Source organism: Streptomyces graminilatus (assembly GCF_001418565.1).
GTDB classification, from domain to species: Bacteria; Actinomycetota; Actinomycetes; order Streptomycetales; family Streptomycetaceae; genus Streptomyces; species Streptomyces graminilatus.
On sequence record NZ_LIQQ01000310.1, the window covers coordinates 1 to 23,665 of the forward strand.

Genomic DNA, 23,665 nt, shown 5'->3' on the forward strand with positions numbered 1-23,665 from the left:
GGCCCAGGCGTCGACGGCGGCCTGTAGTTCGCGGGCGCGTTCGAACTGTCCCCGGAGTGCGGCGAGTTGGCCGAGCTGTGCCTGGGTCTGGAAGACGAACAGGGTGTGCCGGTGTGCCGTCGCCAGTTCCAGACAGCGCTGTCCGGTCCGCTCGGCCTCGTCCCACTCACCGACCGTGATCTGGTCCAGCATGATCGTCTGCATGATGGACATCACGTTGGTCAGGACCCCGGTCGCCGCCTCACGGTCGACGATGCGCTGCAACTGCGGCCGGAACCGGCTGAGGGTGTCCATGTGGTAGGCGGCGACGGCCAGTTTGGAGGCATCCGCTGTCCCCAGGTCGCCGGGACCGGAGAAGGCGCGTTCCACCCGTTCCCCCGCCCCGGCGCCGCGAATCACCACGTCGCCCCAGGCGTCCTGGTAGACGCGCGAACGCGAGGGCACCAGATCGCCCAGTGAGTCCAGCAGCTCATGGGTCCGCTGCCACGCGTCCTCGTCACCCGCGTACATGTCGACGGCCAGCAGCAGATCGACCAGGCGGCTGAGCGTCTCGCTCGGCTCCCGTACCCCGGTGGCGCGCAGGCGCTCGATCGCCGCGAAGACCTGGCGCTGTGCCGACCGGACATCACCGTCCTCCCGCGCGGCGGCGAGGGAGGCGAGATAGCCCGACATGGCGACCGAGGCCGGGGAATCGTCGTCGCCGGACCCGGAATCCGAGCGGACCAGCCGCAGGGCCTGGTCCAGCTTGGCGGCGTCCGTGGCGACGAAGGCGGCGTTGCCCAGGCGCCGGGACCGTTCCTCGCGGTTCTCGCTGAGTTCCGCGGCACGGGTCAGCCAGGCCACGGCGGCCGCCGCGCCACCGCGCCGCGAAGCGGACCCGGCCGCCGCCTCCAGCGCCGCCGCCACCTCCTCGTCCGGGTCGACCGTCGCCGCCGCCAGATGCGTGGCCCGCCGCTCGACATCGCCCCGATGCACCCGGGCGAGAGCCGCGTGCGCGGTCCGCCGCTCATTGGGGGTGGCCATCTGGACCACCGTCGAACGCACCAGAGGATGCCGGAACACGAAGTCACCGCTGAGCGGATCGATGTCCAACAGACCGCGAGCAGCGGCCTCTTCGGCTTCACGCATGCGATAGCGCGTGCTCCGGGTGCGGTCGGCCGCCGTGCCGGCCCCTACGCCGTCCAGGGCACCGCGCAGCAGCTCGGCGCGCACCGGCTCGCCGAGGGACGTGATACGCGCGCCGTACACCTGCTGCAGCCGCACGGGCAGCGGGATGCCGGTGTACCCGAGCAGTTCCTCGGGACTGCGTCCCGCCCGGCCGCCGCGCGCGTAGGGCGGCAGCTCCAGCAGCGCCAGCGGGTTGCCCTGGGCCTCGGCCAGCACCAGACGGCGGAGCTGGGGATCGAGCCCGGGGTGGTACTCGTCCAGGAGTTCCTCGGAGACCTTCTCCGGCAGCGCTGTCACCGCCAGTTCGGGCAGCGCGGCCGTGTCGAAACCCGAGGGCACCTGGGAGCGCAGGCCGACGACGAGCTTCACCGAGCTGCCGGTCAGCCGGCGCCCCACGAAACCGCACACCTCGGTGCTGGACGTGTCGAACCACTGGCCGTCGTCGAGCACCAAGAGGAGAGGCTGCTGCGAGGCCGCCAGGGAGAGCAGGTCGAGGACGGCGATCCCGAGCGTCATGACCGACGGGGGAGTGCCCTCGCCCCTGCCGAAGACACCGTCGAAGACCTCCCGGTGTGTGTCGTCCAGCCGGTCGATGGAGGTGAGCAGCGGATACAGGAACTGATGCAGACCGGCGAGCGGCAGTTCCGACTCGGCCTCGACGCCGGCCGCTCTGATCACCCGGTGTTTCCCGGCCTCGGCGAGCTCGACGACATGGTCCAGCAGGGCGCTCTTGCCCACTCCCGCGTCGCCGCGCAGGACGAGAGCCCGGCCTCCGGGGGCCGCCACGAACGCCGACAGCACCTCCTGCTCGCTCTCGCGGCCGACCATGGTCCTGACGCTCGACTCCACGCCCCCCACTCCCTTCACCGCAGCCCCCTGGTACCCGATCCGAACGGTCTCGTGTCCGGCGTTCCACTGTGCCACTGGGTGTGTACTCGTCGGCGCACCGGATGTCGCCGTATGTGAGTACTGCTCACACGTATCTTATGCGCTGTGTCCGTCCGCCCTCGGGTGTGTCAGGAGGTCCCGAGGCCGTTCAGCAGGGTGTCGACGACCACGTCGGCGGCCTGGCCGGGGCTCAGCTCGGGCTCTCGACGTAGCGGTGCGGGGCGACGGCGCCGACCGGCACCCGGTGCGGGTGTCGGCCGGTCGAAGGCGGCGGACGCGGGTTACGGCTCGCCGTCCTCCGGGGCCGTTTCCGAGAGCCTTCCGAGCTGGTCGACCCACAACGAGTTCAGGCGCTTCGCCCACAACGGGGACAACACGGTGAGGGAATGGGCGGCGACACCGCGGACCGCGATCTCGGTCACCGCATGCGTGCCCTTCGTGACCGGGGTGAGCAGCCAGGCCTGGCACAACTGCACACCGGCGCCGACGGCCGACCAACCGAGCCGGTGGTGGGACGGTGGGGGAGACGCCGGGGTGGGCGAGGGTCAGCAGTTCTGCCGAGGAGACGTCGTCCAGGGGCTCCAGCCGGTGTTCGGCCAGGCCGCCGGCCTCGAAGAAGCTGTCGGAGCTGTCGGAGCTGTCGGAGTCCGTACGGGAAGCGGCGAGGAAGCCGACACGGCTGCCGACGAGCCGCCGGGCCACGAAGCCGAGGACTGCGTTGGTCGCCCGGTCCAGCCACGGCAGGTCGTCGACGACGAGCAGGAGCGGTGTCCGGTTGGATATCAGCCGGAGCAGCAGCAGAACCGCGGTGGAGGTCGGCAGACGGTCGGGCGCGGGCCCGCCGCCGATGCCGACCGCGACCCGCAGGGCGTCGCGGTGGACGGTGTCCAGGATGTCGAAGTCGTCGAAGAGCGGTACCAGGAGCTGGTTGAGACCGGCGTAGCTGATGTCGGCCTCGAACTGCACACCGGCCGCCCGCAGCACCCGGACGCCGTTGTGCGCGGCGCCGGACGTCACCGCGTCGAGTACGGCGGTCTTGCCCACGCCCGCCTCACCCGAGAGCAGCAGGGCTGCCCCGTGGACCTCGGCATTGCCGAGGAACGAACGGATGAACTCCAGGTCCCTGTGGCGTCCGACCAGCCGTTTCGAGGCCGGGTCGGGGCTCGGGCCCAGGTCATTCATCGAGCTGCCTCCAACGGCTTGCGTCCGGAGGCCCGGTGCCGTCCGCCGGCCTGGCTGCGCCGCACCCGGCTCCGTGCGGCCGGTGCGATCACTGGAGTCTAAAGGACACCCATGGCCTTCCCGGTAGAGCCCGGTTCGGACAACAACGCCTGGTCCAGGTGGCCTTGGGCGTCGGCGGTGGGGTCTCGAAGGGGAGGGCCACCAGAGCGCACGTCACCGGCTTGACCGGTGACGATAGCTGCTGCCATGATGGCGTCACCGCCTAAACGGGTGACGGTGAAGTGAGGGGGGCATCAGCCATGGCCGTCAGCCACACCGCCCTTGCCGGCCTTCCTCCGGCCGGCGCGACCGTTGAGTCATTCCTCGTCGCCGGAGCCGGCCGAAACACACCGTCAGTTGACTGAAGCCGCGCAGGTCGGGCGCGGCCGACACTGAGCGCACGCCGCCCGACGGCGTATCCGACCTCATCCCTCGTCCCCTCGTCATCGAAAGCGAGAGCACAGCCATGGACATGAAGCTCGAAGTCGTCGTCCTGCCCGTATCCGACGTGGACCAGGCCAAGGGGTTCTACGTGGAGCGGCTCGGGTGGCGCCTGGACGCCGATTTCCCGATCGACGACGGCTACCGGATCGTGCAGGTGACCCCGCCTGGCTCCGAGTGCTCGATCATCTTCGGCGAGGGCCTGACCCGGCAGGAACCGGGCACGCTCCACGGCCTTCAGCTGACGGTCACCGACATCCTCAAGGCGCAGGAGGAACTGAGCTCGTACGGCGTGGAGGTCTCCGGCCCGTTCCGCGACGCGACCGGTGCCTTCCACCACGCCGGTGACACCCACCGCGTGCCCGGCACGCACCCCGACCGGGCCAGCTACGGGACCTTCGCCGCCTTCAAGGACCCCGACGGCAACGAGTGGTTCCTCCAGGAGATCACCGAACGCGCCCCCGGCCGCTGAGAACCGACGAGAGCTCGACGAGAGCCGCTGAGAGAGCTGTCGAGAACCAATGGCGTCCGTCACCGGAGGACTGATGACGACCGAGAGCATCCGCACGTACGACGTCATCGTGATCGGCGCGGGACCGGTCGGCGAGAACGTCGCGGACCGTACGACCGCCGCCGGTCTGAGCACCGTGATCGTGGAGAGCGAACTGGCCGGCGGCGAGTGCTCCTACTGGGCCTGCGAGCCGAGCAAGGCTCTGCTGCGCCCCGTCCTGCTCCGCGCCGACGCCGTGCGGGTCCCCGGTCTGGACCCCGCCGTCAAGGGACCGCTGGACGTCGAGGCCGTTCTGGCGCACCGTGACCGTATGTCCGCCGACTGGAAGGACGACGGCCAGGCCGAGTGGATCAAGTCGGCCGGCATCGACCTGGTGCGTGGTCACGGACGGCTTGCGGGGGAGCGGGAGGTGTCCGTGGTGACCCCCGAGGGCGACACCGTCCGCCTGCGCGCCCGGCACGCCGTCGCCGTGTGCACCGGCAGCCGCGCGGCCCTGCCCCCGCTGCCCGGCATCGCCGACCTGCGGCCGTGGACCAGCCGCGAGGCGACCAGCGCCCGACGGGCACCGGGACGTCTCGTGATCGTCGGTGCCGGTGTGGTGGGCGTCGAGATGGCCACCGCCTGGCAGGCGCTGGGCAGCCGGGTGACGCTGCTCGCCCGGGGTGATGGGCTGCTGCCACGGCTGGAGCCCTTCGCGGGCGAGCTGGTCACCGAGCGGCTGCGGGAGGCCGGTGCGGACGTACGGTTCAACGCCTCCGTCGTCGGCGCGGAACGGGTGGGCGACGGTACGGGCCAGGTCCGGGTCCGTCTGTCGGACGGCCACGAGATCACGGCCGACGAGATCCTCTTCGCCACCGGTCGTGCCCCGCGAACGGCGGACATCGGCCTGGACACCGTCGGACTGGAGCCGGGGGACTGGCCGGCCACCGACGACAGCCTGACCGTCACCGCCGTCCCCGGGGACTGGCTGTACGCCGTCGGCGACGTCAACCGCCGGGCACTCTTCACCCACCAGGGCAAGTACCAGGCGCGCGTCGCCGGGGCCGTGATCGCCGCTCGCGCCCGGGGAGAGCGGCTGGACACCGGCCGGTGGGCCCCGCACAGCACCACGGCTGACATCGAGGCCGTCCCCGGCGTCGTCTTCACCGACCCCGAGATCGCCTCCGTCGGCCTGACCGCCCGCGAGGCCGAGCGCACCGGCCGGGACGTCGAGGTCGTCGACCACGAGATCGGGCACCTCGCGGGGGCCGTCCAGTACCGCCCCGACTACCGGGGGCGGGCCCGGATCCTCATCGACCGGGACCGTCAGGTCGTCGTCGGTGCCACCTTCGCCGGACCTGGTGTCGCCGAGCTGCTGTACTCGGCCACCGTCGCGATCACCGGGGAGGTGCCGGTCGAACGCCTGTGGCACGCCGTACCGGCCTTCCCTACCATCAGTGAGGTGTGGCTGCGCCTGCTGGAGACGAGGAGAGACACATGACCACCGCACAGGACCTCATGCTCATCGCCCTGGAGCTGCCGGCCGAACAGCCGGTGGAGCGGGGCCACCTGTCCCTCGCGCTCGCGGGGGCCGAGGCGATCGATCTGCTGGCCAAGGAGGCGCTGAGCCTGGACGGCGACCGCATCCTGCCCGGTCTTCTGATGGCGACCGGAGATCCTCTGCTGGACCAGGCGGCTGCCTCGCTCACCAGACAGGAGCCGTACGAGACGGTCGACGCGTGGCTGTGGCGCCGCGGTGGCGGACTCTCCGCGGCCTACGCCCACGCTCTGGAGCGGGCCGGACTTGTCACCCACCCACGCCACTTCGGACTGCGCTCCACCCGGATCGTCCTGGCCGACTCGCCGGCCCGCCGCGACGCGGAGGAACGCAGGGACTCCGGCGAGCGCGTTCTCACCGCTCTGCTGGCAGCCGTGGGGACAGGGGAGGAACCGCCGGAGCCCCACGAGGACCCGGTCGGCGAAGCGGTCGACGAAGCGGTCGACGAAGCGGTCACGACCGTACTGGACGCGGTCGGCGACGCGGTCGACGAAGCGGTCGACGAAGCGGTCACGACCGTACTGGACGCGGTCGGCGACGCGGTGACGGAGCTGGAGGCCGTACGGCTGCGGCGGGACGTCGAGAACGCGGCGTTCGACAACATATGGCGGGGGTAGACACGTTTGTGTGGACGCGTCGAGGTGTCAGTCGATGTCAGCCGATGTCAGCTGGTGTTCGACGGCCGGTCCACCAAGGTGTACATGACGGAACGCTGCTGTTTGTGGCGCTGGATACGTCCCTTGGCGACCAGGGATTCGAGGGTGTTGCGCACCACTTGAGGTGTGGGCTCGCGGTCCGGGTGCTTCGCGAGGAGTTCGTCCCTCAACTCCTTCGCCAGGCGCGGCTCCTCGTACCCGCCGAGCAGTTCTGCCAGGAGGTCACCGAGCAGAGGCCGTCGCGACTTCTCCTCCGCGCCGGCGGAAGCGGGCGCGGGCTGGGCCCTTGCGACGACGAGCTCGTCCTGGGACTGCTCGGGCAGACGGGACGCGTCCGCGAAACCCTCGTACCGCTCGGCAAGGTCGAGGATGTCCAGCAGGAGCGCCTCCTCCTGCTTCAACACGGTGAGCCTCTGCGCCAGTTCCTGCTGTTTCCGGCGGTTCTCCTCCAGGTCCGACGCGGCTTGGGCTACGTACCGCGATCGGAGTGTGGCGGCTGATTGGCTGGTCACAACCGTTCACTTCCTCGATATGAATGACGCTGCGCATGATACCCACGCCGAGGGTGCCGTGCGGACAGGTGTCAGCGCCGGACGGGTCTGTCCGGCACACACTCCTCACGATAGGCGCTGAGGTGCCTGCGCACGTGGGAAGTGGGGACTCCGACTCGGTGTGAATACGTGTCGGGCGGCAGCGGTCTCCGAGCGCGTGTGGACGGGCGGGGCCGCGAGGGCCACGGGTGAGGGTGTCAGTGCGCGGTCGCGGCGGGCGTGGACTTCTTCCGGGCGCGGTACGCGGCGGCCTTGATCCGGTTGCCGCAGGACTCCATGCCGCACCACTGGCGCCGCATGCCCCGGGAGCGGTCGATGTAGACGCGGGTGCACTCGGGGTTGCCGCACTCCTTGAGCAGGGGCACGTCAGGACCGCTGAGCAGCTCCACCGCCTGTCGGGCGACCGTCGCCAGAGCCTGCTCCGGCGTCGCCTCGGTGAGTCGCCCGGTCGCGGTGAGCTGGGGCGTCGCGGGGGTCTTGCGGGCGGCGGCGTTGACCAGGTCGAGCGCCTCCTGGTCGAGCTCCTGGCCGAGGCGGCGGTCGGTCACGAGCTGGTAGACGGCTTCGCGTACGGCCGTGGCCTCGCGGACGTCGTCCTCCTGGCCCGGAGTGATCGTGTCGACGAGGCCGGACTCGACGTACCAGGCGTTCAGCCGGTCCGGCGTCACGAACATCTCGAACCGGGCCGAGCGCCGGGCCCGGAGGGTGGCCGCGAAGTCAAGGGCCGGATGCCCGCACACGAAGACATGATCGAGATTCACATCACCATTTTGACAGGTGACGCTGCTCGGACGCAAGAAGCGTCGCCGTTCCCGGTGGTGCTCCCGGCTCCGCCTCCGCCAGTCGAATGACCTAACACGCCACTCACGCATCCCGGTCACAGGTCGCCCGCGAATGTCAGTCAACTGACTGTCGCCCGGCTGTACCGCCCACGGCCAGAGTGGTCCATGAACATGTGTCGCCGAGCACGGAGCGGACACATCTTCGGGCTCGGACACACCCTCGGGCTCGGACACACCCTCGGGTTCAACACACCTTTACTCCCTTGGACGGAAAAGCGATGAGACGACTTCTGACTGTTCTCGCGGCCGGTGTGCCGCTCGCCGCGGCGGTGTACCTGCCGACCGCCTCCGCAGAGACGCGGACCGGCTCCACGGCCACCGCGTTCACCTGCGCGGCGCCCTCCGTGAAGGCCCCGGCCGGCACCAAGGTGGAGTCCGTGACGGCGACCTCCCAGAAGGGCGGCACCATCATCGGCACCGGCGTCCTCCAGGGGACGGTCTCCGGCGTACCGGCCTTCTGCGAGGTGACCGTCACGCTCACGCACCCGGGCGCGAACGACCATGCGAGGGTGCGGACCTGGCTGCCCGTCAGCGGTTGGAACGGCCGCTTCCAGGGGCTCGGCGGCGCCGCCTATCTGGCCGGTGACAACGGGGTCGGCCTGGGCACGGCGGTCAAGAACGGCTACGCCGCCGTCTCCACGGACGCCGGTGTCGGGGACGCACTCGACACCAGTTGGGCGCTGGACAGCGAGGGCCGGGTCAACACCGCGCCGCTGAAGAACTTCGCCTCCCGCTCCCAGCACGAGGCCTCGATCGTCGGCAAGGAGGTCGTCGGCGCGATCTACGGCAAGCGTCCCGCGTACTCCTACTTCACCGGCTGCTCCACCGGCGGACGCCAGGGTTACATGGAGGCCCAGCGCCACCCCGACGACTATGACGGCATCCTCGCCGACGCGCCTGCCGTCAACTGGGACGAGTTCGAGGTCGCCACGCTCTGGCCGCAGGTCGTCATGAACAACGAGAAGACCTACCCGTCCAAGTGCGAGTTCGAGGCCTTCACCAACGCCGCCGTCAAGGCCTGCGACTCTCTCGACGGTGTCAAGGACGGCCTGGTCGGCGACCCGGCCCGGTGCGACTTCGACCCCGGTCGGCTGATCGGCACCAAGGTCGTGTGCGAGGGCAGGGAGCTGACCGTCACGGCGGCCGACGCGACCGTCGTACGCAGGATCTGGGACGGCCCGCGCACCGTCTCCGGCCGGAAGCTCTGGTACGGCACCCCGATCGGGGCCGACCTTTGGGCGCTGGCCGGGCACAGCGACCCCGACGCCGACGGAAACGTCACGGGCTCGCCGTTCCCGGTGCCCGCCGCCTGGCTCAAACTCTGGGTGGCGAAGGACCCGTCCCTCGACATCTCGAAGATCACCTACAGCCGGTTCACACAGCTCTTCAAGCAGTCCCAGGCCGAGTACGACAAGGTCATCGGCACCGACGACCCGGACCTGTCGGCGTTCCGCGAGTCCGGCGGCAAGCTGCTGACCTGGCACGGCCTGGCCGACCAGTACATCCCCACCCAGGGCACCGTGCGGTACCGCGAGCAGGTCGAGCGTGAGCTGGGCGGCGCCAGGAAGGTCGACGACTTCTACCGTCTCTTCCTCGCCCCGGGCACCGACCACTGCGGCCTCAACGGCGCCGGCGGATCGGCCGACGGCCTCGCCGCGCTGATCTCCTGGGTCGAGCACGGCAAGGCCCCCAGGACACTGCCCGCCACCCTGATCAACGCCGACAGGCAGCCCGTCACCCGTGACCTGTGCGCCTACCCGCGGGTCTCCCGCTACAAGGGCCACGGGGACCCGGCCGCCGCCTCCAGCTTCCGCTGCGTCTCCCCTCCCCGGCACTGACCGCTCCGGCGACGACTCCCTGACCTGAGAAAGGCCGAACCCACATGAGCACGCAGACCTCGACGCCGGCTCCTTCGGCGGCCACGGACGAACGGTCCTCCCTTCTGAGGCTCTACCTGGGCCGCGGTGTGCTGGCCGTGGCGTGGGCCCTGGCCTTCGCCGGCGTCCACAAGAACCTCGACGCGGCGGCCGTCACCCTGCTGGCCGTCTACCCGCTGATCGACGCCGTGTCGTCGGTGATCGACCACCGGGCCACCCCGAACGGCTCCGAACGCCAGGTCATCGCGTTCAACGGGGTGCTCAGCACGCTGGCCGCCCTCGCGCTCTGCCTGGCCGGAGCCGGCGGCGAGGCGGCGACGCTGCACGTGTTCGGCGTCTGGGCCTTCGTCTCCGGTGCCGCGCAGGTGGCCGTGGGCATACGGCGGCGCGGCCCCGAGTTCGGCAAGCAGTGGCCGACCCTGATCTCGGGCGGTCTGTCCGTCCTCGTCGGCATCACGTACAACATCCAGGCCACGGGCGGCGATCCCTCGCTCGACGTGCTGTCGGTGTACGCCACGGGCGGCGGGGTGTGGTTCATCCTGCAGGCCCTGCTGCTGGGCTGGAAGTCCCGCCAGGCGCGCACCCGGACCGGCTGACGGCGGCCGTACTCCCGCGATTCCTCCCGGCCCGCGCCATGACGGCGCGGGCCGGGACGTTCGCCGTCGGGGTCGTCAGGGTCGTCACGGTCGTCGGACAGAGGGTCCGGGGCAGGTCACCCATGTGTGCCCGCGATGGCGGTCACTCCGGGGGTGCCGCCGGGCCGTCGAGCAGGTGCCTGAGAAAGCCGTCCCAGTTGAGACCGTCCATCTCCGCCTCGGCCGAGATGACCCGGTAGGTCGAGTCCAGCCACTCCGCCGGCGGCGCCGCGGGGACCTCGAACAGGGCCTCGGCCCCCGGCGATTCGAGCAGCAGCCAGGACGAGGGCCGCTCCGGGGCAGCGCGGGCCACATCCGTACGTCCTCGCGACCGCTCATCGTCGTCAGCCCGCGGTGCGGCAGCTCGCGGCCGATGCGCCGGGCGAGGCCCGGCCCTTCCTTAACCGGTCGAGGTCAAGGAACAGCTAAGGCACCGACTCGGACGCCGAACGCGCCTTCAGGGGTGACGGATCACCGTGCATGACGGGGATTCCCTCCGTGGGACGAAGTCTGCTGCCGCCACTCTTCGCCGGGAACAGGTCCCGTACATCGGTCACTTGACGGTCAAACCAAGTCGCCCGTGCGGGACCGGGCTGAGCCGGAGGCAGCCGAACGGCGGCTCCGGGATCAGCCCGGTGGGTCGCACGGGCGATGGCCTGAGTCAATTGACGTGGGTCTTCCCGCTGTCAGCACACGTATGAGGTGCTGGGGAACGCGTCGAGGGGCGGCGGGACCTGGAGTCCCGCCGCCCCTCGACGGGTGTCAGCGGACGGTGGCGCGGGCGGCACGCTCGATCACGTCGGCCACCAGGCGGGGGTGGGAGACGGCCACCGAGTGGGACGCGGCGACCTCGACGGTGTGCGCGTGGGCGCGCTTGGCCATGAAGCGCTGGACGGCGGCGGGGATGTTGAGGTCCCTGGTGGTGACGATGTCCCAGCTCGGCTTGGTCTTCCAGGCCGCCGTGGTGGCCTTCTCCTCCAGCGCGGCCTGGGCGATCGGACGCTGCTCGGCGGCCATCAGCGCGGCCTGACCCGCCGGCACGTCGGCGGCGAACTGGTGGTGGAATTTGTCCTGTCGGATGTACAGATCCGTGGCGGTGGAGCCGTCCGCCAACTTGTAGGTGACCGGGTCGAGGGCGCCGGGGAGGGTGGAACCGGGGTACTTGCCGGTCAGTTCCAGGGCGCTCTCGCCGGGGGCGGGCAGGAAGGCGGCGACGTAGACCAGGGCCTTGACGTCGGGGTCGTCGGTCGCGGCCCGGCTGATGACGTTGCCGCCGTAGGAGTGGCCGACGACGACCTTCGGGCCCTTGACGTGGTCCAGGACCGTACGCAGGGCGGCGGCGTCGGAGGCCGGTCCGCGCAGCGGGTTGGCGGCGGCGATCACCGGGTAGCCGTCGGCGCGCAGCCGTGAGACGACGCCGTTCCAGCTGGATCCGTCGGCGAAGGCGCCGTGTTCCAGGATGACGGTCGGCCTGGTGTGTCCACCGGTGCCGGCGGCTGCCTTCGCGGTCTCGGTCGCGCCGCTGGCCGTGCCGCTCAGTGCGACGGCGCCGAGCGCGAGCCCCGCCGCGGCCGTCGCCAACGACCCGGTCATCAGCCGCCTGCGTCCACCAATGACGCTCATCATGACAAACCCCTCTCAGGAAATTTCTCTCGGTATGTACGGTGTATCTGCGGTGGTCAGAGGTGATCGGCGTCGATCACGGCCTGCGCGAAGACCGTGGGCGCTTCCTGCGGCAGGTTGTGCCCGACGTTCGCGATCGTGCGGTGCTCGTACGGTCCGGTGAAGTGGTTGCGGTAGCCGGCGCCGTCGCCCGGTGCGGTGAAGGGGTCGAGGGCCGGGTCGAGGGTGACCGTGGGAACGCCGATGGACGGCTGGAGCGCGAGCAGCTTCTCGTAGCGGTCGAAGCGGTGTTCACCCTCGACGAGGCCGATGCGCCACCGGTAGTTGTAGAGGACGACGGCCGCGTAGTCGGGGTTGCGGAAGGCCTGGGCCGTGCGCTGGTAAGTGGCTTCGTCGAAGCTCCAGTTGGGGGAGACGAGAGTCCACACGTACCGGCACAGCGCGATGCGCTCGTCGACGTTCTCCATGGCCTTCTTGCCGCGCTCGGTGGCGAAGTACCACTGGTACCACCAGTTGTGCTCGACGGCCGGGAGCGCGGGCTCGAGCTGCGACTTGCGGTTGGTGATGACGTAACCGCTGGTGGAGACAAGGGCCTTGGCGCGCTCGGGCCACAGCGCGGCGATGATGTCGGCGGTGCGCGAGCCCCAGTCGAAGCCGGCGAGGACGGCCCTCTCGATCTTCAGGGCGTCCATGAACGCGATGACGTCCAGCGCGACGGCCGACTGCTCGGCGGTGCGAGGGGTGCGGCGGGACAGGAAGCGGGTGCTGCCGTGGCCGCGCAGATAGGGGACGAGGACCCGATAGCCCAGGTCCGCGAGGAGCGGGGCGACATCGACGAAGCTGTGGATGTCGTACGGCCAGCCGTGCAGGAGCACGACGACCGGGCCGTGGGCGGGACCGGCCTCGGCGTAACCGATGTCCAGGACACCGGCCTTGACGTGCTTGAGCGTGCTGAACGCGGTGTGGGTGCCGGGGGTGACGACCGGCACCGCGGGAACGGGGGCGCCGCTTGCCTGCCGTACGGCGGCCGATGCGTCGGCCGCGTTGGTCGGCAGGCCGGACAGAGAGACCGCGGTGGCGCCGGTGCCCAGGCCGACGGCCTTGCTGAAGGAACGCCTGTTGATCACGTGAAGCCCTCCGTCGTGCGTCTTGGGTGACCGGCCCGAGCCGGCGGTACCTACTCTCGTCGGCGAGGAAACCGGACACATCAGTCATGTGACGGTCGGTCACGGAGAAGACATCGGTCGTGCGACGCGGCGCATGTGTCAGTCATTCGACTGAGGTGTCGGTGGCTGGTCGGCCAGAGAATCAGGGAAATCAAGCACGGTGGGGCCCATCCCTCTCCGTGCGTCACCGACTTGACAGGTGACGCAGGGAGGGGCAGTCTGATGGTTGTCCGAGGCGACAGGCAGGACACCATCCACGATCGAAGAAGTGGAGCACGGTCATGAACCAGGGGCTCACCAGGGAAGCCGCCGAGGCGGCGGTCCGGCGCGCGCGATTCGGCAGGCTTCCCGAGCGCATCCGCTTCGAGGACATGGCCGAACAGGTCGAGGCCTCACCCGCCGGTGCGGTGAAGGCGTCGTACAACCCCGAAGGCCAGTGGCAGTTCTACTCGTGTCTCGCCCTCGATCTGGGCCTGTAGACACCGTGCCGGGCGAGGGGAACGGCCTGTCCCGCTCGGCCTGACAGGGCGGCGAGGGGCAGGACGGGACGCCGCTCATTTGGCGTCCGTCGGACCTCCGGCAGACGTACGTACTGACAGACGACTCGACGAACGAGGGTGTGCGCCGTCCCCGCCGACCATGTCGTCCCGGTCCCTGACCGGCGGAGAGGGAGTGCACGCGGTCTTCGACGGCGGCGGCGCCAGGCGTTCTGGCCCTCGACCGAGGTCCTGCGCCGGGTCGGGACCCTGGTCTGCTACGGCCCGCTGATCGGTGACGTCCCCACACTGCGGATGCTCGACCCGCCCAGGATTATCAAGGTCACCTATGCGGTGTTCGCGGACCACGGCGGAGCCGACGAGAACACCGCGGCAGCGATCGCCCTGCTCGGCCCCGAGGCGCCGACCGCCATGGCCCACCCGGCCCACCACGCTGACGGCGCGGAGGCTGGGGATCGATCCCCCCGTACCTATCTGGTGTGCGCCGAGGACAGAACCCGTCCCCGAGCCCCTTCAGCGCCTGTTCATCGCCCAGGCCGACGACGCCTTCCCGCAGAACAGGCCCCACGTGATCACGCTGGAGTCCGCGCACGCGCCCTTCCTCTCGATGCCCGACCGGCTGGCCGAGGCGGTCGCGGACGCCGTCCGCTGACGGCGCACGGCGGTCGCGCCGGACACCTTCCACCTCGTCCGGCCGACGCTGCCCGGCCACGGGTTCTCCGGCAGGCCGACGTCGACCGGCTGGAACCCGGCCCGCACGGCGACAGCGCGCCACCGGCTCACGCTCCGGCTCGGGTACCAGCGATACGGGTCTCCCTGGCGCCCACGACGAGATGCTCGACGCCGTCTCGCGCGCACGGCCTTCAGGTCACCGAGGGGCCGACGCCACCGTGTCGACCGGAGCCCGCACGTGCCCGGCGGTGCGGGACGACAGGCGGTGAAGCGGAGAGCTCCCGCAGGCCGGATGCCTGCGGGAGCTTTTGCCCGGTCCGGAGAACGGGAGTCCCGATCTCCGGAGCCGGACGGAAGGCGACGGGCACCGGGGCCCGGGCGGTGTTCGTGGTGTCAGGCCCAGGGGTTGAAGGGGATGTCGGGCTTCGAGGCGTTGAGGAGGTTGCGGAAGCGGTCGTCCTTGTCGGTGGTCTTGATGGTCGCCGAGCCGAAGTCGGCGTTGTTGAGCCGGTCGCGCAGCCAGGTGCTGGGCCAGCCGTTCCAGTCGACGATGGGGGGCTGGCGCCAGTTGTGGTAGTGGTTCTCCGGCGGCTCGTCATTGCCGTTGGCCAGCCGGAAGAGGTGGCTGCCAGGGCCGCCGGTGCCGCCTTCCTTGTGGTAGACGACCTTGGGGTGGCTGCCGTCGAACCGCACGGACGAACGGGGGTAGGTGTGCTGCCCGTTGTGCTGGGTGACGGTCAGGAACTCCACCTGGTTGGACGACTGCTTGACCCAGGAGATGACGTGCTCGAAGTCGTGCCGGTGGCCGCCCGCGCCGCCGTTCTGCGTCTGGTCCTTCTCGAAGTAGCTGGCGTACACGATGGCGCACCAGCCGTTGTTGCACTTGGAACGGGCGTAGGTCTGCGAGCGGTCCAGGTCCGACTTGTCGCGGCAGTTCCCGTTGACGTCACCGCCCAGCTTCAGACCCGGGTTGAGGGTGCCGTCCGGGGCGATGGCGGAGACCGCGTAGCAGCCGTCGGTGTCGTAGTCGTAGGCGGGCGAGAACGACGCCTCGTAACCGCCCGCCTTCTGGGGCAGGTTCTGCAGCGAGTCCGCCTGGGCGGCCGTGCCGGGGAGGGCGAGCAGCAGGGCGCTCCCGCCGACGAGTGTGGCGCTCCGGTGCCGGGTGCGCGCGGAGCCCGCGGTTTCGCCGGTACGACCTCGCCCTAAGAAGTTCTTCATCTTCACCTATCTCCATGATCATCGGACTGGCCGGCCGGCGGTGACCGGCGGCCCGTGACGAGCATGGCGGGTGAACCCACCCGTGCGGATCAGTCACCTGACGGTCCGTCGCGACGCCTGTCCATAGGTGATCCGCTGCGGCTGGTGCTCCGTCAAATGACCTAGCGGTCCTTTGCCGGGTGTTCACCGGGGCCTGTTCGGCGGATCCTGGCTGATAGCCGCCAGCAGGCGGTTGACCAGGGGATTGCTGTCGTTCGCGCGCCACGCGACGGCAACCCGTGTGCGGGCGGTGCCGGGTTCGATCCTGCGGAAGGCGACGCCTTTGAGGCGGATCCGGCGGATGCTTGCCGGGGCCACGGAGACGCCCAGACCGGTTTCCACGAGGGCGCACACGGTCTGCCACTCCACCGCGTGCTGGACCATCCGTGGCGTGAACCCCGCTGCGGTGCACAGGCCGACGATCTGGTCGTGCAGGGTCGGGCCGGCGGTGCGGGGCAGCAGCACGAAGGGCGAGTCCGCCAACTGTGCGAGCCGTACGGTCCGTTGGGCGGCCAGAGGATGGGCGGACGGCAGCACGGCCACGAAAGGCTCGCTGAGTACCGTCCTGAAGCCGAGCTCTGTCTCGTCGGTGGGGGGTTCACGCAGCAGACCGATGTCGATGGACTTGTCGTGCAGGGCGGCGATCTGCGGAGCGGTGGTCATCTCGTGGATGTCCAGATGGACGCCAGGAGACTGGTCACGGAAGGTGCGCAGCAGGCCGGGCAGGACCGTCAGGGCGAGGGACGCGGCGAAGCCGATCCGCAGGCGGCCGGCCCGGCCACTGCCGACGGCCCGCGCTGCGGCCAGACCGTCCGCGAGGTCCGTGAGTGCCCGCCGGGCGGCGGGCAGCAGTTCGCGGCCGGCCGGGGTCAGGGCGACATGCCCTGGGGCGCGGGTGAACAACTCGTGGCCGACCTTGTCCTCCAGACGGCGGATCTGCTGGCTCAGTGGCGGCTGGGCGATGCCCAGGCGGGTGGCCGCGTGGCCGAAGTGGAGTTCCTCCGCGAGCACGACGAAGGCGTGCAGTTGCGGTAGGGGGAGTTCGGGGCGATCCATACGCCCAGAGATATCAGACCATGCATGTGGGCGTATTAGACGTATCGGTGCCGGTCTTCTAGCGTTCGGCGCATGACAGAGCGACGCGCGATCCTCAGCGGCTCGGCCTTCGAGGAGCAGATCGGTTACGCCCGTGCGGTGGTCGACGGGGACTGGGTGCATGTGTCCGGCACGACCGGGTTCGACTACGCCACCATGACGATCTCCGACGACGTGGTGCAGCAGGCCGAGCAGTGCCTGCGCAACATCGAGGCGGCACTGGCCGAGGCGGACTGCACCTTCGCCGACGTAGTACGCGTGCGCTACCTGCTGCCCGACCGCGAGGACTTCGAACCCTGCTGGCCGGTCCTTCGGCGCTGCTTCGGCGACGTTCAGCCCGCCGCCACGATGCTCATGTGCGGTCTCTCCGACCCACGGATGAAGATTGAGACAGAGGTGTCCGCGCGGCGGCGCGTCCCCCCGCATCGCGGTGGCGGCACGAGCACTCGCTCAAAAGCCCCGGTCCTGCCCGTCGCGGCCCACGAACCCCCCTACTACGCGGCCGTGTTCACCACGGTGCGGACCCAGGACCAGGACGGCTACAGCGAGACCAGTGCCCACTTGGAAGACCTGGTGAAGGACGTCCCCGGATACCTGGGGATGGACCACGCGCAGACTCCTGGCGGGCTGGGCATCACCGTCGGCTACTTCCGCGACGCCGACGCCCTCGCACAGTGGCGGACCGACGCCGAGCACGGCGTGGCGCGAAAGCGCGGGCGAGCCCAGTGGTACGAGCGCTACACGCTGCACGTGGCGAAAGTGGAACGGAGCACCGGGTTCACGCGAGCGGAAGACCCGCGGACCCCCACAGCGGACTGACCGGCCGAGACCTCCATGAATGGGGGAACCCCAGCCGTCGTACGGCTGGGGTTCCCTTGTCGTGGTGGTGGTGATGGTGGACCGGACCGCCGGTCAGCGCTGGAGGGTGAGGACGCCCGGCCGGTACGGCAGTTGGTCGTAGGGGCCGCCCGCGGAGGGGGACTTGCCCTGGTAGAGCAACTGCAGGTTGCAGGGGTCGATGGTCATGCTCTGGTCGGGGTTGTTACGGACCAGGTCGCCGTGGCTGATGTCGTTGGTCCAGGTGGCGCCACTGTTGGCCTTGCCCGCGAAGGGCTTGCTCTCGGTGCCGGCCTGCGGGGTCCACGTACCGCTCAGGCTTGAGGCCGTGAACGAGCGGAAGTAGCGCCCGTTCGCCCCCATGGCCTCGACGAGCATGAGGTACTGCTTCTTGTCCTTGACCTTGTAGACCTGCGGGGCCTCGAACAGGTTGGCCTGGGTGTCGCTCATGATCGTGGTGTAGGAGGAGCCGAAGCTGCCGGGGAAGTTCCCGATCGGCATGCTCGCGCGGTAGATCTTGCCGTTGTCACCGGCGAAGAACAGGTACATGTTCTGGCCGTCCGCGATCAGGGTCTGGTCGATCGGGCCGGTCCCGGAGCCGGAGATGCTGCCGGTGAACAGCGGCTGCGGCGCGGACCAGCCGTTGGGGTTGGTCGGGTCGCTCGACGTCCGGTAGATGAAGGGCCACTGGCCCCACTGGTAGGCCAGCACCCAGACGTTCTTGGGCGCGAAGTAGAACAGCGTGGGCGCCACCGCGGCCTGGTTCATGCCGGTCTGGCCGGCCGATGCCATGTCCGACCAGTTGGTGAACGGCTTGAAGCTCATCGAGCCGTACGACGAACCCCCCACGTTCGACGCGTACACCAGGTGCTTGCCCTTGTAGACGACATTGGTGAAGTCCTTCAGCGACGTCCAGCCGTTCGCGGGCTGCGCCAGCGGGCCCGTCGACTTCCACCGGTAGGAGGACGGAAGCGCGCACTTGGCGCCCGTCGGCGCGGACGCCTTGAAGTTCCAGTGCTGGTTGGCGCCGCCCTTGGAGTCCTGGATCTGAACGGCGGTGCCGTTGGCGGTCCGGCCACCGGGGATGCCCAGCACCCGGCCACTGGCGACGTTGGTCAGGGTGTACGAGCCGTCGCTGTTCCGGCGTGCCTTCCAGTGCTGGTTGGCGGCGCCGGTGGAGTCCCAGACCTGCGTCCTCGTGCCGTTGGCCGTACGGTCGCCCGGCTCCTCCAGCACCCGGCCACTGGCGACGTTGGTCAGGGTGTATGAGCCGTCGCTGTTGCGGCCCGCTCGCCACCGCTGGTTGGTGGCACCGCTGGCGTCCCACACCTGGAGCGGGGTGCCGTTGGCGTTGTATCCGGCGGGCTTGTCGAGAACGCGGCCGGCGGCCATGTCGGAGAGCGTGTAGACAGTGCCGGAAGCGATGCCCCCGCCCGGCTTGCTGCCGCCCGGCGTGCCCCCGACGGGCGTACCGCTGCCACTGTTCAGGGCGGTGAGCACCGCGCTGTAGGCGGGCTTCCTGTTGCCGTTGTTGTCGAACAACAGCGGATTCTCACCGCCGCGCCACGAGTCGCTGTCGCGGATGCCCCACAACGTGATGCCCGTGCAGCGGGCGACGCCGAGGCAGGCGTTGACGGCGTCGGCGTACGCGCCGGGGGCCGCCTGGGCGATGTCGAGTTCGGTGAGCTGGACGTCCACGCCGAGCGCGGCGAACTTGGACAGGGTGGTCCCGAAGGACGCCGGCGGGCCCCCGGCGCCGAAGTGGCTCTGGAAGCCGACGCAGTCGATGGGCACACCGCGGGACTTGAAGTCCTTGACCATCCGGTAGACGCCCTGGGTCTTGGCGTCCGTCCAGTTCTCGATGTTGTAGTCGTTGTAGCAGAGCTTGGCCGAGCTGTCGGCGGCCCGAGCGGTGCGGAACGCCTCCTCGATGAAGCCGTTGCCCAGCACGTCATGGAACACCGAGCTGCGCTGCTGGCCGCTGCCGCCGTCCTCGAACGCCTCGTTGACCACGTCCCAGGCGTAGATCTTGCCCTTGTAGTGGGTCATCTCCTTGGTGATGTGGTTGTCCATCACACTGCGCAGGGTGTTGGCGTCGGTGATGGACTTGACCCAGCCGGGCAGTTGGGAGTGCCAGACCAGGGTGTGCCCGCGCATCCTCTGGTGATGCGCGGAGGCGTGGCTGACGATCGTGTCGGCGGGAGCGAAGTTGAACGACCCGCGGGACGGCTCGATGTAGTCCCACTTCATCTCGTTCTCCGGGGTGATCATGTTGAATTCCCGGTCGAGAATGGCGGAGTACGTCGAGTCGCCGAGCCTGCCCGTGGCCACCGCCGTGCCGAAGTAACGGCCACGGTCCGCCGCCGCCTTGACGACCACGGTCGGTGGGGCGGCCTGCGGCGTACGCGCGGCCATGGCGACCAGCGGCACGGCGGCGCCGACGGCGGCGAGCACCACGGCGGCGGCGAGCACGCGGCGGGTCGCCGGACGGCGGCGATGAGAGCGGTTCTGATCTGACAACGGTTTGTCCTTCTGGCGCAGTGGGCCCTGGCCTCGGCCCCGGGTGCCCCTCAGTTGTCGCCACCCGCACGAAGGTTGCCGTCATTCGAAAAGTTTTTCCGTCCGTGGCGCCGGCCGTCCCGTCGGCGCCACGGAGCCGCGGAGCCGCGACCGGGCAGCTTCGGCCGCCCGGTTCAGAAGGCGTGTGCCATCAGCTCCGCGAACAGCGCGTGCTCGTCGACGTCGAGGCCGCGTGAGCGGAACCAGGCACAGACGTTGGCGCAGTCACGCTGGAGGAAGCTCATCGCGTTGAGGTTGCCGACCAGGTCGACGATCTGCGGCAGGTCGATGATGACCAGCCGTTCTCCCGCCGCCAGGATGTTGTACGCCGAGAGGTCGCCGTGCACGACACCGTTCTGCACCATCGTCGCGAGGGCCCCGGTGAGCTGCTCGAAGTACGCCGCCAGCAGCTCGGGCGAGGGCCGGGTCTGGGCGAGCCGGGGCGCGGTCCGGACGGTCCCGTCCTCGTCGACGACGGTGATCCACTCCATCAGGATCTCGGTGCCGTCGATCTGCACCGGGTAGGGAACCGGCAGCCCCAGGTTCCAGAACCGCACCAGGGCACCCCACTCGGACACCGCCCACTCACCGGCCGCGACCTGCCGGCCGAAGGTGCTCTTCTTTTTCACCGCCCGCTCGTCACGTGAGCGTTTCATCGAGCGGCCCTCGGTGTAGGACGCGGCGCGGTGGAAGCTCCGGTGCTCGGGGGAGCGGTACCGCTTGGCCGCCATGACCACGCCGGCGCCGGGGTCGAGCGGATCGGCGCGCTCGACGAGGTGGACGTCGGCCTCCTTGCCGGTCTTGAGGACGCCGAGTTCGGTGTCGACCGCGCCCTGCGAGGTCACCACCCAGTCGGGAAGCGGCTCGGGGCCACGGCTGAGAGGCTCGACGCTGAGCCAGGTCGACCAGCGCTGGCCGTCCTCAAGGTCGTCGTACGCACGGAAGTCGAAGACGAACCGGTCGTCGATGTCGGCCAGATCGCTCAGATCACTCGGATCGTCCGGGCCGTACGGCTGCGGGACGTGGCCGTGGGCGCCGGTGCCGAAGCCGTCAGGAAACGCCGGGTGTTGAAGGTTCTGAACGTGCTGTGGGTGCTGCGGGAGATTGTCGTGAGACATCGCTGGAGGTGCTCCATGAGGCGAGAGGGAAGCGGTCTGCGGGCAGGCGAATGACAGTCGTGATCACGTCGCGCCTCCTCTCGTGGAGCACCGGGCGGTTCCCGGTGTGCCGCCCATGCTGAAGGGCGGGCACCGGGCTCGGCAACCGAATAAAACTCATTCCTCGCTGGAGACCATGCTCGACCAGAATTCCCAGATCTCCGAGACGCCTCGGCCGGTCGCTCGCAGCGCCTTTATCGGGGTCCCGGCGGTGTCCATGGCGAACTCCCGTCCTCCCTTGCCGCCGAGCACGCCGGCGAGGACCCCGAACGTGCACGCGAACACGATGCAGACCACCGCGAACAGAAAGCCGCTCGCGGCGAGCAGGCACGTCATGAAGAGGCAGAGGAGCCCCCCGATGATCGCGATCAAAAATCGCACAACCAGTTCCATGAGCCCCCCTGAGCGCACGCACGGCAACGCAAGCACGGTAGCGACGGACTACCCATCGTGTCCGAAACTCATACGAATCGTGACGTCTCAAACTGGTATGGAACCGGCTTGATCCCCATCATCCGACGGCACCACCGGAGGGCGGTGCCGGACGGCGTCACCCGTCAGCCACCGCCTCGGCCCAGGCGCGGGTCGACATGGAACTTCGGCCCGGGACCAGCGCCCGCCGGGCGCTCACCCGCGAGCACGGCTCCGACCTGGTCCAGGCCCACCGTCGCGGCGACGAGCGGTCGCGGATCGACCGAACCCTCGGCGTACGCCCGGATGGTGGCGTCGAGACCGGGGGAGGCGGACAGGACTCCGACCGCGGTGACGTCCTTGAGGACGAGGGTGCGGGTGTCGATGCTGCTCGGTACGCCGGCCAGGCCGATGTAGACGACATGGCCCGCCGGTTCGACCAACCGCAGGGCCAGATCGGGGAGATGGGCGGCATTGGAGGCGTCCACGACGGCGTCGTACGGCAGTTCCGGGACCGTGTCCTCCCGCCAGGCGTGCTCGAAGCCCAGCTCGCGGGCGAAGGCGAGCGAGCCGTCGGTGGCGCCCATCAGATGGACCTCCGCACCGGCGGCCCGCGCGAACATCGCGACCAGAAGGCCGATCGTCCCCGGCCCGAGGACCAGTACGCGGTCCCCGGAACGCAGTTCGGCCGCCTGAGCCGCGCGCAGGGCGTTGCCGCCGGGCTCGACGAGCGCGCCCAGCACCGCGTCGACGGAGTCGGGCAGGACGTGCAACGAGGAGACCGGTACCGCGAGTTGCTCGGCCAGCGCACCGGCCCGCCCGCCGCGGATACCGACCTCCTGCCGTTTCTCGCACACGTGCTGCTGACCGCGTAGGCAGCGACGGCAGGAACCGCAGCCGAGCATGGTGTCGCCCATGACCCGGCGGCCGGTCCAGCCGGGGTCGACACCGGAACCGACGGCCGCCACGCGCCCCGACCACTCGTGGCCCAGCCGCATCGGATAAGCGGAGTGGCCCTGGTGGAGATAGGCCATCGCGCCGGAGTGGAACTCCATGTCGGTGCCGCACACGCCGACCCGCTCGACGTCGACGACGACCTCGCCGGGGGCGGCCACCGGGGCGGGGACCTCCTGGACCTCGTACTCCCCGGGAGCCGTCAGGACGAACGCGCGCATGAGGTGGCGGGCGGTCACCGTGGGCCGAGCACGTGCTGGCGCTGGCTGCCGAGGCGGCTGATGCCCAGCTCCACCACATCGCCGGGCTGGAGCCACACGGGCGGGGTGAAGCCCATGCCGACGCCGGGCGGGGTACCGGTGTTGATCAGGTCCCCGGGTTCCAGGACGAGGAACTGGCTCAGGTAGTGCACGATGAAGTACGGGTCGAAGATCATCGTCTTGGTGTTGCCGTTCTGGCGGCGCACCCCGTTGACGTCGAGCCACATGCCGAGCGCGAGGACGTCGTCGATCTCGTCGGTGGTGGCCAGCCAGGGGCCCGCCGGGTTGAAGGTCTCGGCGGACTTGCCCTTCGACCACTGCCCGCCGCGCTCCAACTGGAAGGAACGCTCGCTCACATCGTTGACGACCACATAGCCGGCGATGGCGTCGCGGGCCTCCTCGACCGAGTCGAGGTAGCTGGTGCGGCGGCCGATCACGATGCCGAGCTCCACCTCCCAGTCGGTCTTCGCGGAACCGCGCGGGATGCGTACGTCGTCGTTCGGGCCGACGAGGGTGTTGGGCGACTTGGTGAACAGGATCGGCTCGTCGGGCACGGCCATGCCGCTCTCGGCCGCGTGGTCACGGTAGTTGAGGCCGATGCACAGGATCTGGTGCGGGCGGGCGACCGGTGCGCCGATCCGCTCCCCGGCGAAGCGGGACACCTGGCCGGCCGCCGTCCGCTCGGCCACGACAGGGCGGACACGGTCGAGGCCGCCCGACCCGAAGAAGGCCTCGTCGAAGTCCGTGACGACGTCGGACAGGTCGACATAGGTCTCGTCGTCGACGCGGGCGACGGGCTTTTCGGCGCCGACGGCACCGATGCGCATGAGGAACACGGGGTCATTCTC

The 23,665-nt window shown here is 70.0% G+C and carries 22 protein-coding genes and 1 pseudogene; 8 read left to right on the top strand and 15 right to left on the bottom strand.

Annotated features, from left to right (window positions below):
• On the bottom strand, positions 1–1,995 hold a 1,995-nt coding region (locus tag AOK08_RS25455), incomplete at its 3' end, for an AAA family ATPase (RefSeq protein ID WP_107101041.1).
• Between the two features lie 156 nt (positions 1,996–2,151).
• Positions 2,152–3,237 (bottom strand): AAA family ATPase, encoded by a 1,086-nt coding sequence (locus AOK08_RS47555; RefSeq protein ID WP_241827084.1) that lies wholly within the window; start codon positions 3,235–3,237, stop codon positions 2,152–2,154.
• A gap of 505 nt (positions 3,238–3,742) precedes the next feature.
• On the opposite strand from AOK08_RS47555, the gene AOK08_RS25470 reads away from it, so the two are divergent.
• The 3 genes from AOK08_RS25470 to AOK08_RS25480 all read left to right on the top strand — a co-directional run bounded on the left by AOK08_RS25470 (position 3,743) and on the right by AOK08_RS25480 (position 6,382).
• Positions 3,743–4,189 carry a VOC family protein gene (locus tag AOK08_RS25470; RefSeq protein WP_055530242.1) on the top strand — a complete coding sequence of 149 codons (447 nt, stop codon included), beginning with the start codon at positions 3,743–3,745 and terminating at the stop codon, positions 4,187–4,189.
• Positions 4,190–4,262: 73 nt separating this feature from the next.
• On the top strand, positions 4,263–5,708 hold the full coding sequence (locus tag AOK08_RS25475; RefSeq protein ID WP_055530321.1) for a dihydrolipoyl dehydrogenase family protein: 1,446 nt from the start codon (positions 4,263–4,265) through the stop codon (positions 5,706–5,708).
• Positions 5,705–6,382: a GOLPH3/VPS74 family protein gene (locus tag AOK08_RS25480; RefSeq protein WP_055530244.1), complete on the top strand. Its 678-nt coding sequence runs from the start codon at positions 5,705–5,707 to the stop codon at positions 6,380–6,382. The genes AOK08_RS25475 and AOK08_RS25480 overlap by 4 nt, the downstream gene beginning before the upstream one ends.
• Before the next feature lie 47 nt (positions 6,383–6,429).
• On the opposite strand, the gene AOK08_RS25485 is transcribed toward AOK08_RS25480, so the two are convergent.
• Both AOK08_RS25485 and AOK08_RS25490 read right to left on the bottom strand, forming a co-directional pair.
• Positions 6,430–6,933, bottom strand: a complete 504-nt coding sequence (locus AOK08_RS25485) for a hypothetical protein (RefSeq protein ID WP_055530245.1) — start codon at positions 6,931–6,933, stop codon at positions 6,430–6,432.
• 236 nt (positions 6,934–7,169) lie between these two features.
• Positions 7,170–7,733: a CGNR zinc finger domain-containing protein gene (locus tag AOK08_RS25490; RefSeq protein ID WP_055530247.1), complete on the bottom strand. Its 564-nt coding sequence runs from the start codon at positions 7,731–7,733 to the stop codon at positions 7,170–7,172.
• A gap of 299 nt (positions 7,734–8,032) precedes the next feature.
• Between AOK08_RS25490 and AOK08_RS25495 the strand changes: the two genes are divergently transcribed.
• Entirely contained in the window at positions 8,033–9,652 is a 1,620-nt protein-coding gene (locus AOK08_RS25495) for a tannase/feruloyl esterase family alpha/beta hydrolase (protein ID WP_055530249.1), read from the top strand.
• A 44-nt stretch (positions 9,653–9,696) separates the two neighbouring features.
• The gene (locus AOK08_RS25500; RefSeq protein ID WP_055530251.1) at positions 9,697–10,287 is read left to right on the top strand and encodes a DUF308 domain-containing protein; all 591 of its coding nucleotides are present in this window, start codon (positions 9,697–9,699) and stop codon (positions 10,285–10,287) included.
• A gap of 142 nt (positions 10,288–10,429) precedes the next feature.
• On the opposite strand, the gene AOK08_RS47560 is transcribed toward AOK08_RS25500, so the two are convergent.
• From AOK08_RS47560 to AOK08_RS25515, 3 genes are all read right to left on the bottom strand, one after another.
• Entirely contained in the window at positions 10,430–10,639 is a 210-nt protein-coding gene (locus AOK08_RS47560) for a hypothetical protein (RefSeq protein ID WP_241827085.1), read from the bottom strand.
• Between the two features lie 449 nt (positions 10,640–11,088).
• A complete protein-coding gene (locus tag AOK08_RS25510; protein ID WP_055530253.1) occupies positions 11,089–11,952 on the bottom strand; it encodes an alpha/beta fold hydrolase in 864 nt (287 codons plus the stop codon).
• 53 nt (positions 11,953–12,005) lie between these two features.
• Positions 12,006–13,076: an alpha/beta fold hydrolase gene (locus AOK08_RS25515; protein WP_055530255.1), complete on the bottom strand. Its 1,071-nt coding sequence runs from the start codon at positions 13,074–13,076 to the stop codon at positions 12,006–12,008.
• 320 nt (positions 13,077–13,396) lie between these two features.
• Between AOK08_RS25515 and AOK08_RS25520 the strand changes: the two genes are divergently transcribed.
• On the top strand, positions 13,397–13,594 hold the full coding sequence (locus AOK08_RS25520) for a hypothetical protein (protein ID WP_055530257.1): 198 nt from the start codon (positions 13,397–13,399) through the stop codon (positions 13,592–13,594).
• A 531-nt stretch (positions 13,595–14,125) separates the two neighbouring features.
• Here the strand turns inward: AOK08_RS25520 and AOK08_RS45935 are convergent.
• The 3 genes from AOK08_RS45935 to AOK08_RS25535 form a co-directional block, all read right to left on the bottom strand.
• Positions 14,126–14,395, bottom strand: coding sequence for a hypothetical protein (locus tag AOK08_RS45935; RefSeq protein ID WP_157876785.1), 270 nt, complete (start codon positions 14,393–14,395; stop codon positions 14,126–14,128).
• Positions 14,396–14,677: 282 nt separating this feature from the next.
• Positions 14,678–15,505 (bottom strand): NPP1 family protein, encoded by an 828-nt coding sequence (locus AOK08_RS25530; protein WP_055530322.1) that lies wholly within the window; start codon positions 15,503–15,505, stop codon positions 14,678–14,680.
• Positions 15,506–15,688: 183 nt separating this feature from the next.
• Positions 15,689–16,600, bottom strand: coding sequence for a LysR family transcriptional regulator (locus AOK08_RS25535; RefSeq protein WP_055530261.1), 912 nt, complete (start codon positions 16,598–16,600; stop codon positions 15,689–15,691).
• A 72-nt stretch (positions 16,601–16,672) separates the two neighbouring features.
• Here AOK08_RS25535 and AOK08_RS47565 point away from each other — a divergent pair.
• Both AOK08_RS47565 and AOK08_RS47570 read left to right on the top strand, forming a co-directional pair.
• A pseudogene (locus AOK08_RS47565) lies at positions 16,673–17,050 on the top strand (RidA family protein); the annotation flags it as partial.
• A gap of 105 nt (positions 17,051–17,155) precedes the next feature.
• Complete coding sequence (locus AOK08_RS47570) at positions 17,156–17,458, top strand: antibiotic biosynthesis monooxygenase family protein (RefSeq protein ID WP_241827091.1); 303 nt, start codon at positions 17,156–17,158, stop codon at positions 17,456–17,458.
• A 93-nt stretch (positions 17,459–17,551) separates the two neighbouring features.
• On the opposite strand, the gene AOK08_RS25545 is transcribed toward AOK08_RS47570, so the two are convergent.
• The 5 genes from AOK08_RS25545 to AOK08_RS25565 all read right to left on the bottom strand — a co-directional run bounded on the left by AOK08_RS25545 (position 17,552) and on the right by AOK08_RS25565 (position 23,653).
• Positions 17,552–19,996 carry a non-reducing end alpha-L-arabinofuranosidase family hydrolase gene (locus AOK08_RS25545; protein WP_422125772.1) on the bottom strand — a complete coding sequence of 815 codons (2,445 nt, stop codon included), beginning with the start codon at positions 19,994–19,996 and terminating at the stop codon, positions 17,552–17,554.
• Positions 19,997–20,169: 173 nt separating this feature from the next.
• Positions 20,170–21,153 carry a serine protein kinase RIO gene (locus AOK08_RS25550; protein ID WP_055530267.1) on the bottom strand — a complete coding sequence of 328 codons (984 nt, stop codon included), beginning with the start codon at positions 21,151–21,153 and terminating at the stop codon, positions 20,170–20,172.
• A 156-nt stretch (positions 21,154–21,309) separates the two neighbouring features.
• The gene (locus tag AOK08_RS45940) at positions 21,310–21,585 is read right to left on the bottom strand and encodes a hypothetical protein (protein ID WP_157876786.1); all 276 of its coding nucleotides are present in this window, start codon (positions 21,583–21,585) and stop codon (positions 21,310–21,312) included.
• A 164-nt stretch (positions 21,586–21,749) separates the two neighbouring features.
• Positions 21,750–22,778, bottom strand: a complete 1,029-nt coding sequence (locus AOK08_RS25560; RefSeq protein WP_055530324.1) for a zinc-dependent alcohol dehydrogenase — start codon at positions 22,776–22,778, stop codon at positions 21,750–21,752.
• 14 nt (positions 22,779–22,792) lie between these two features.
• On the bottom strand, positions 22,793–23,653 hold the full coding sequence (locus tag AOK08_RS25565) for a fumarylacetoacetate hydrolase family protein (protein WP_055530271.1): 861 nt from the start codon (positions 23,651–23,653) through the stop codon (positions 22,793–22,795).
• Positions 23,654–23,665 lie beyond the last annotated feature (12 nt).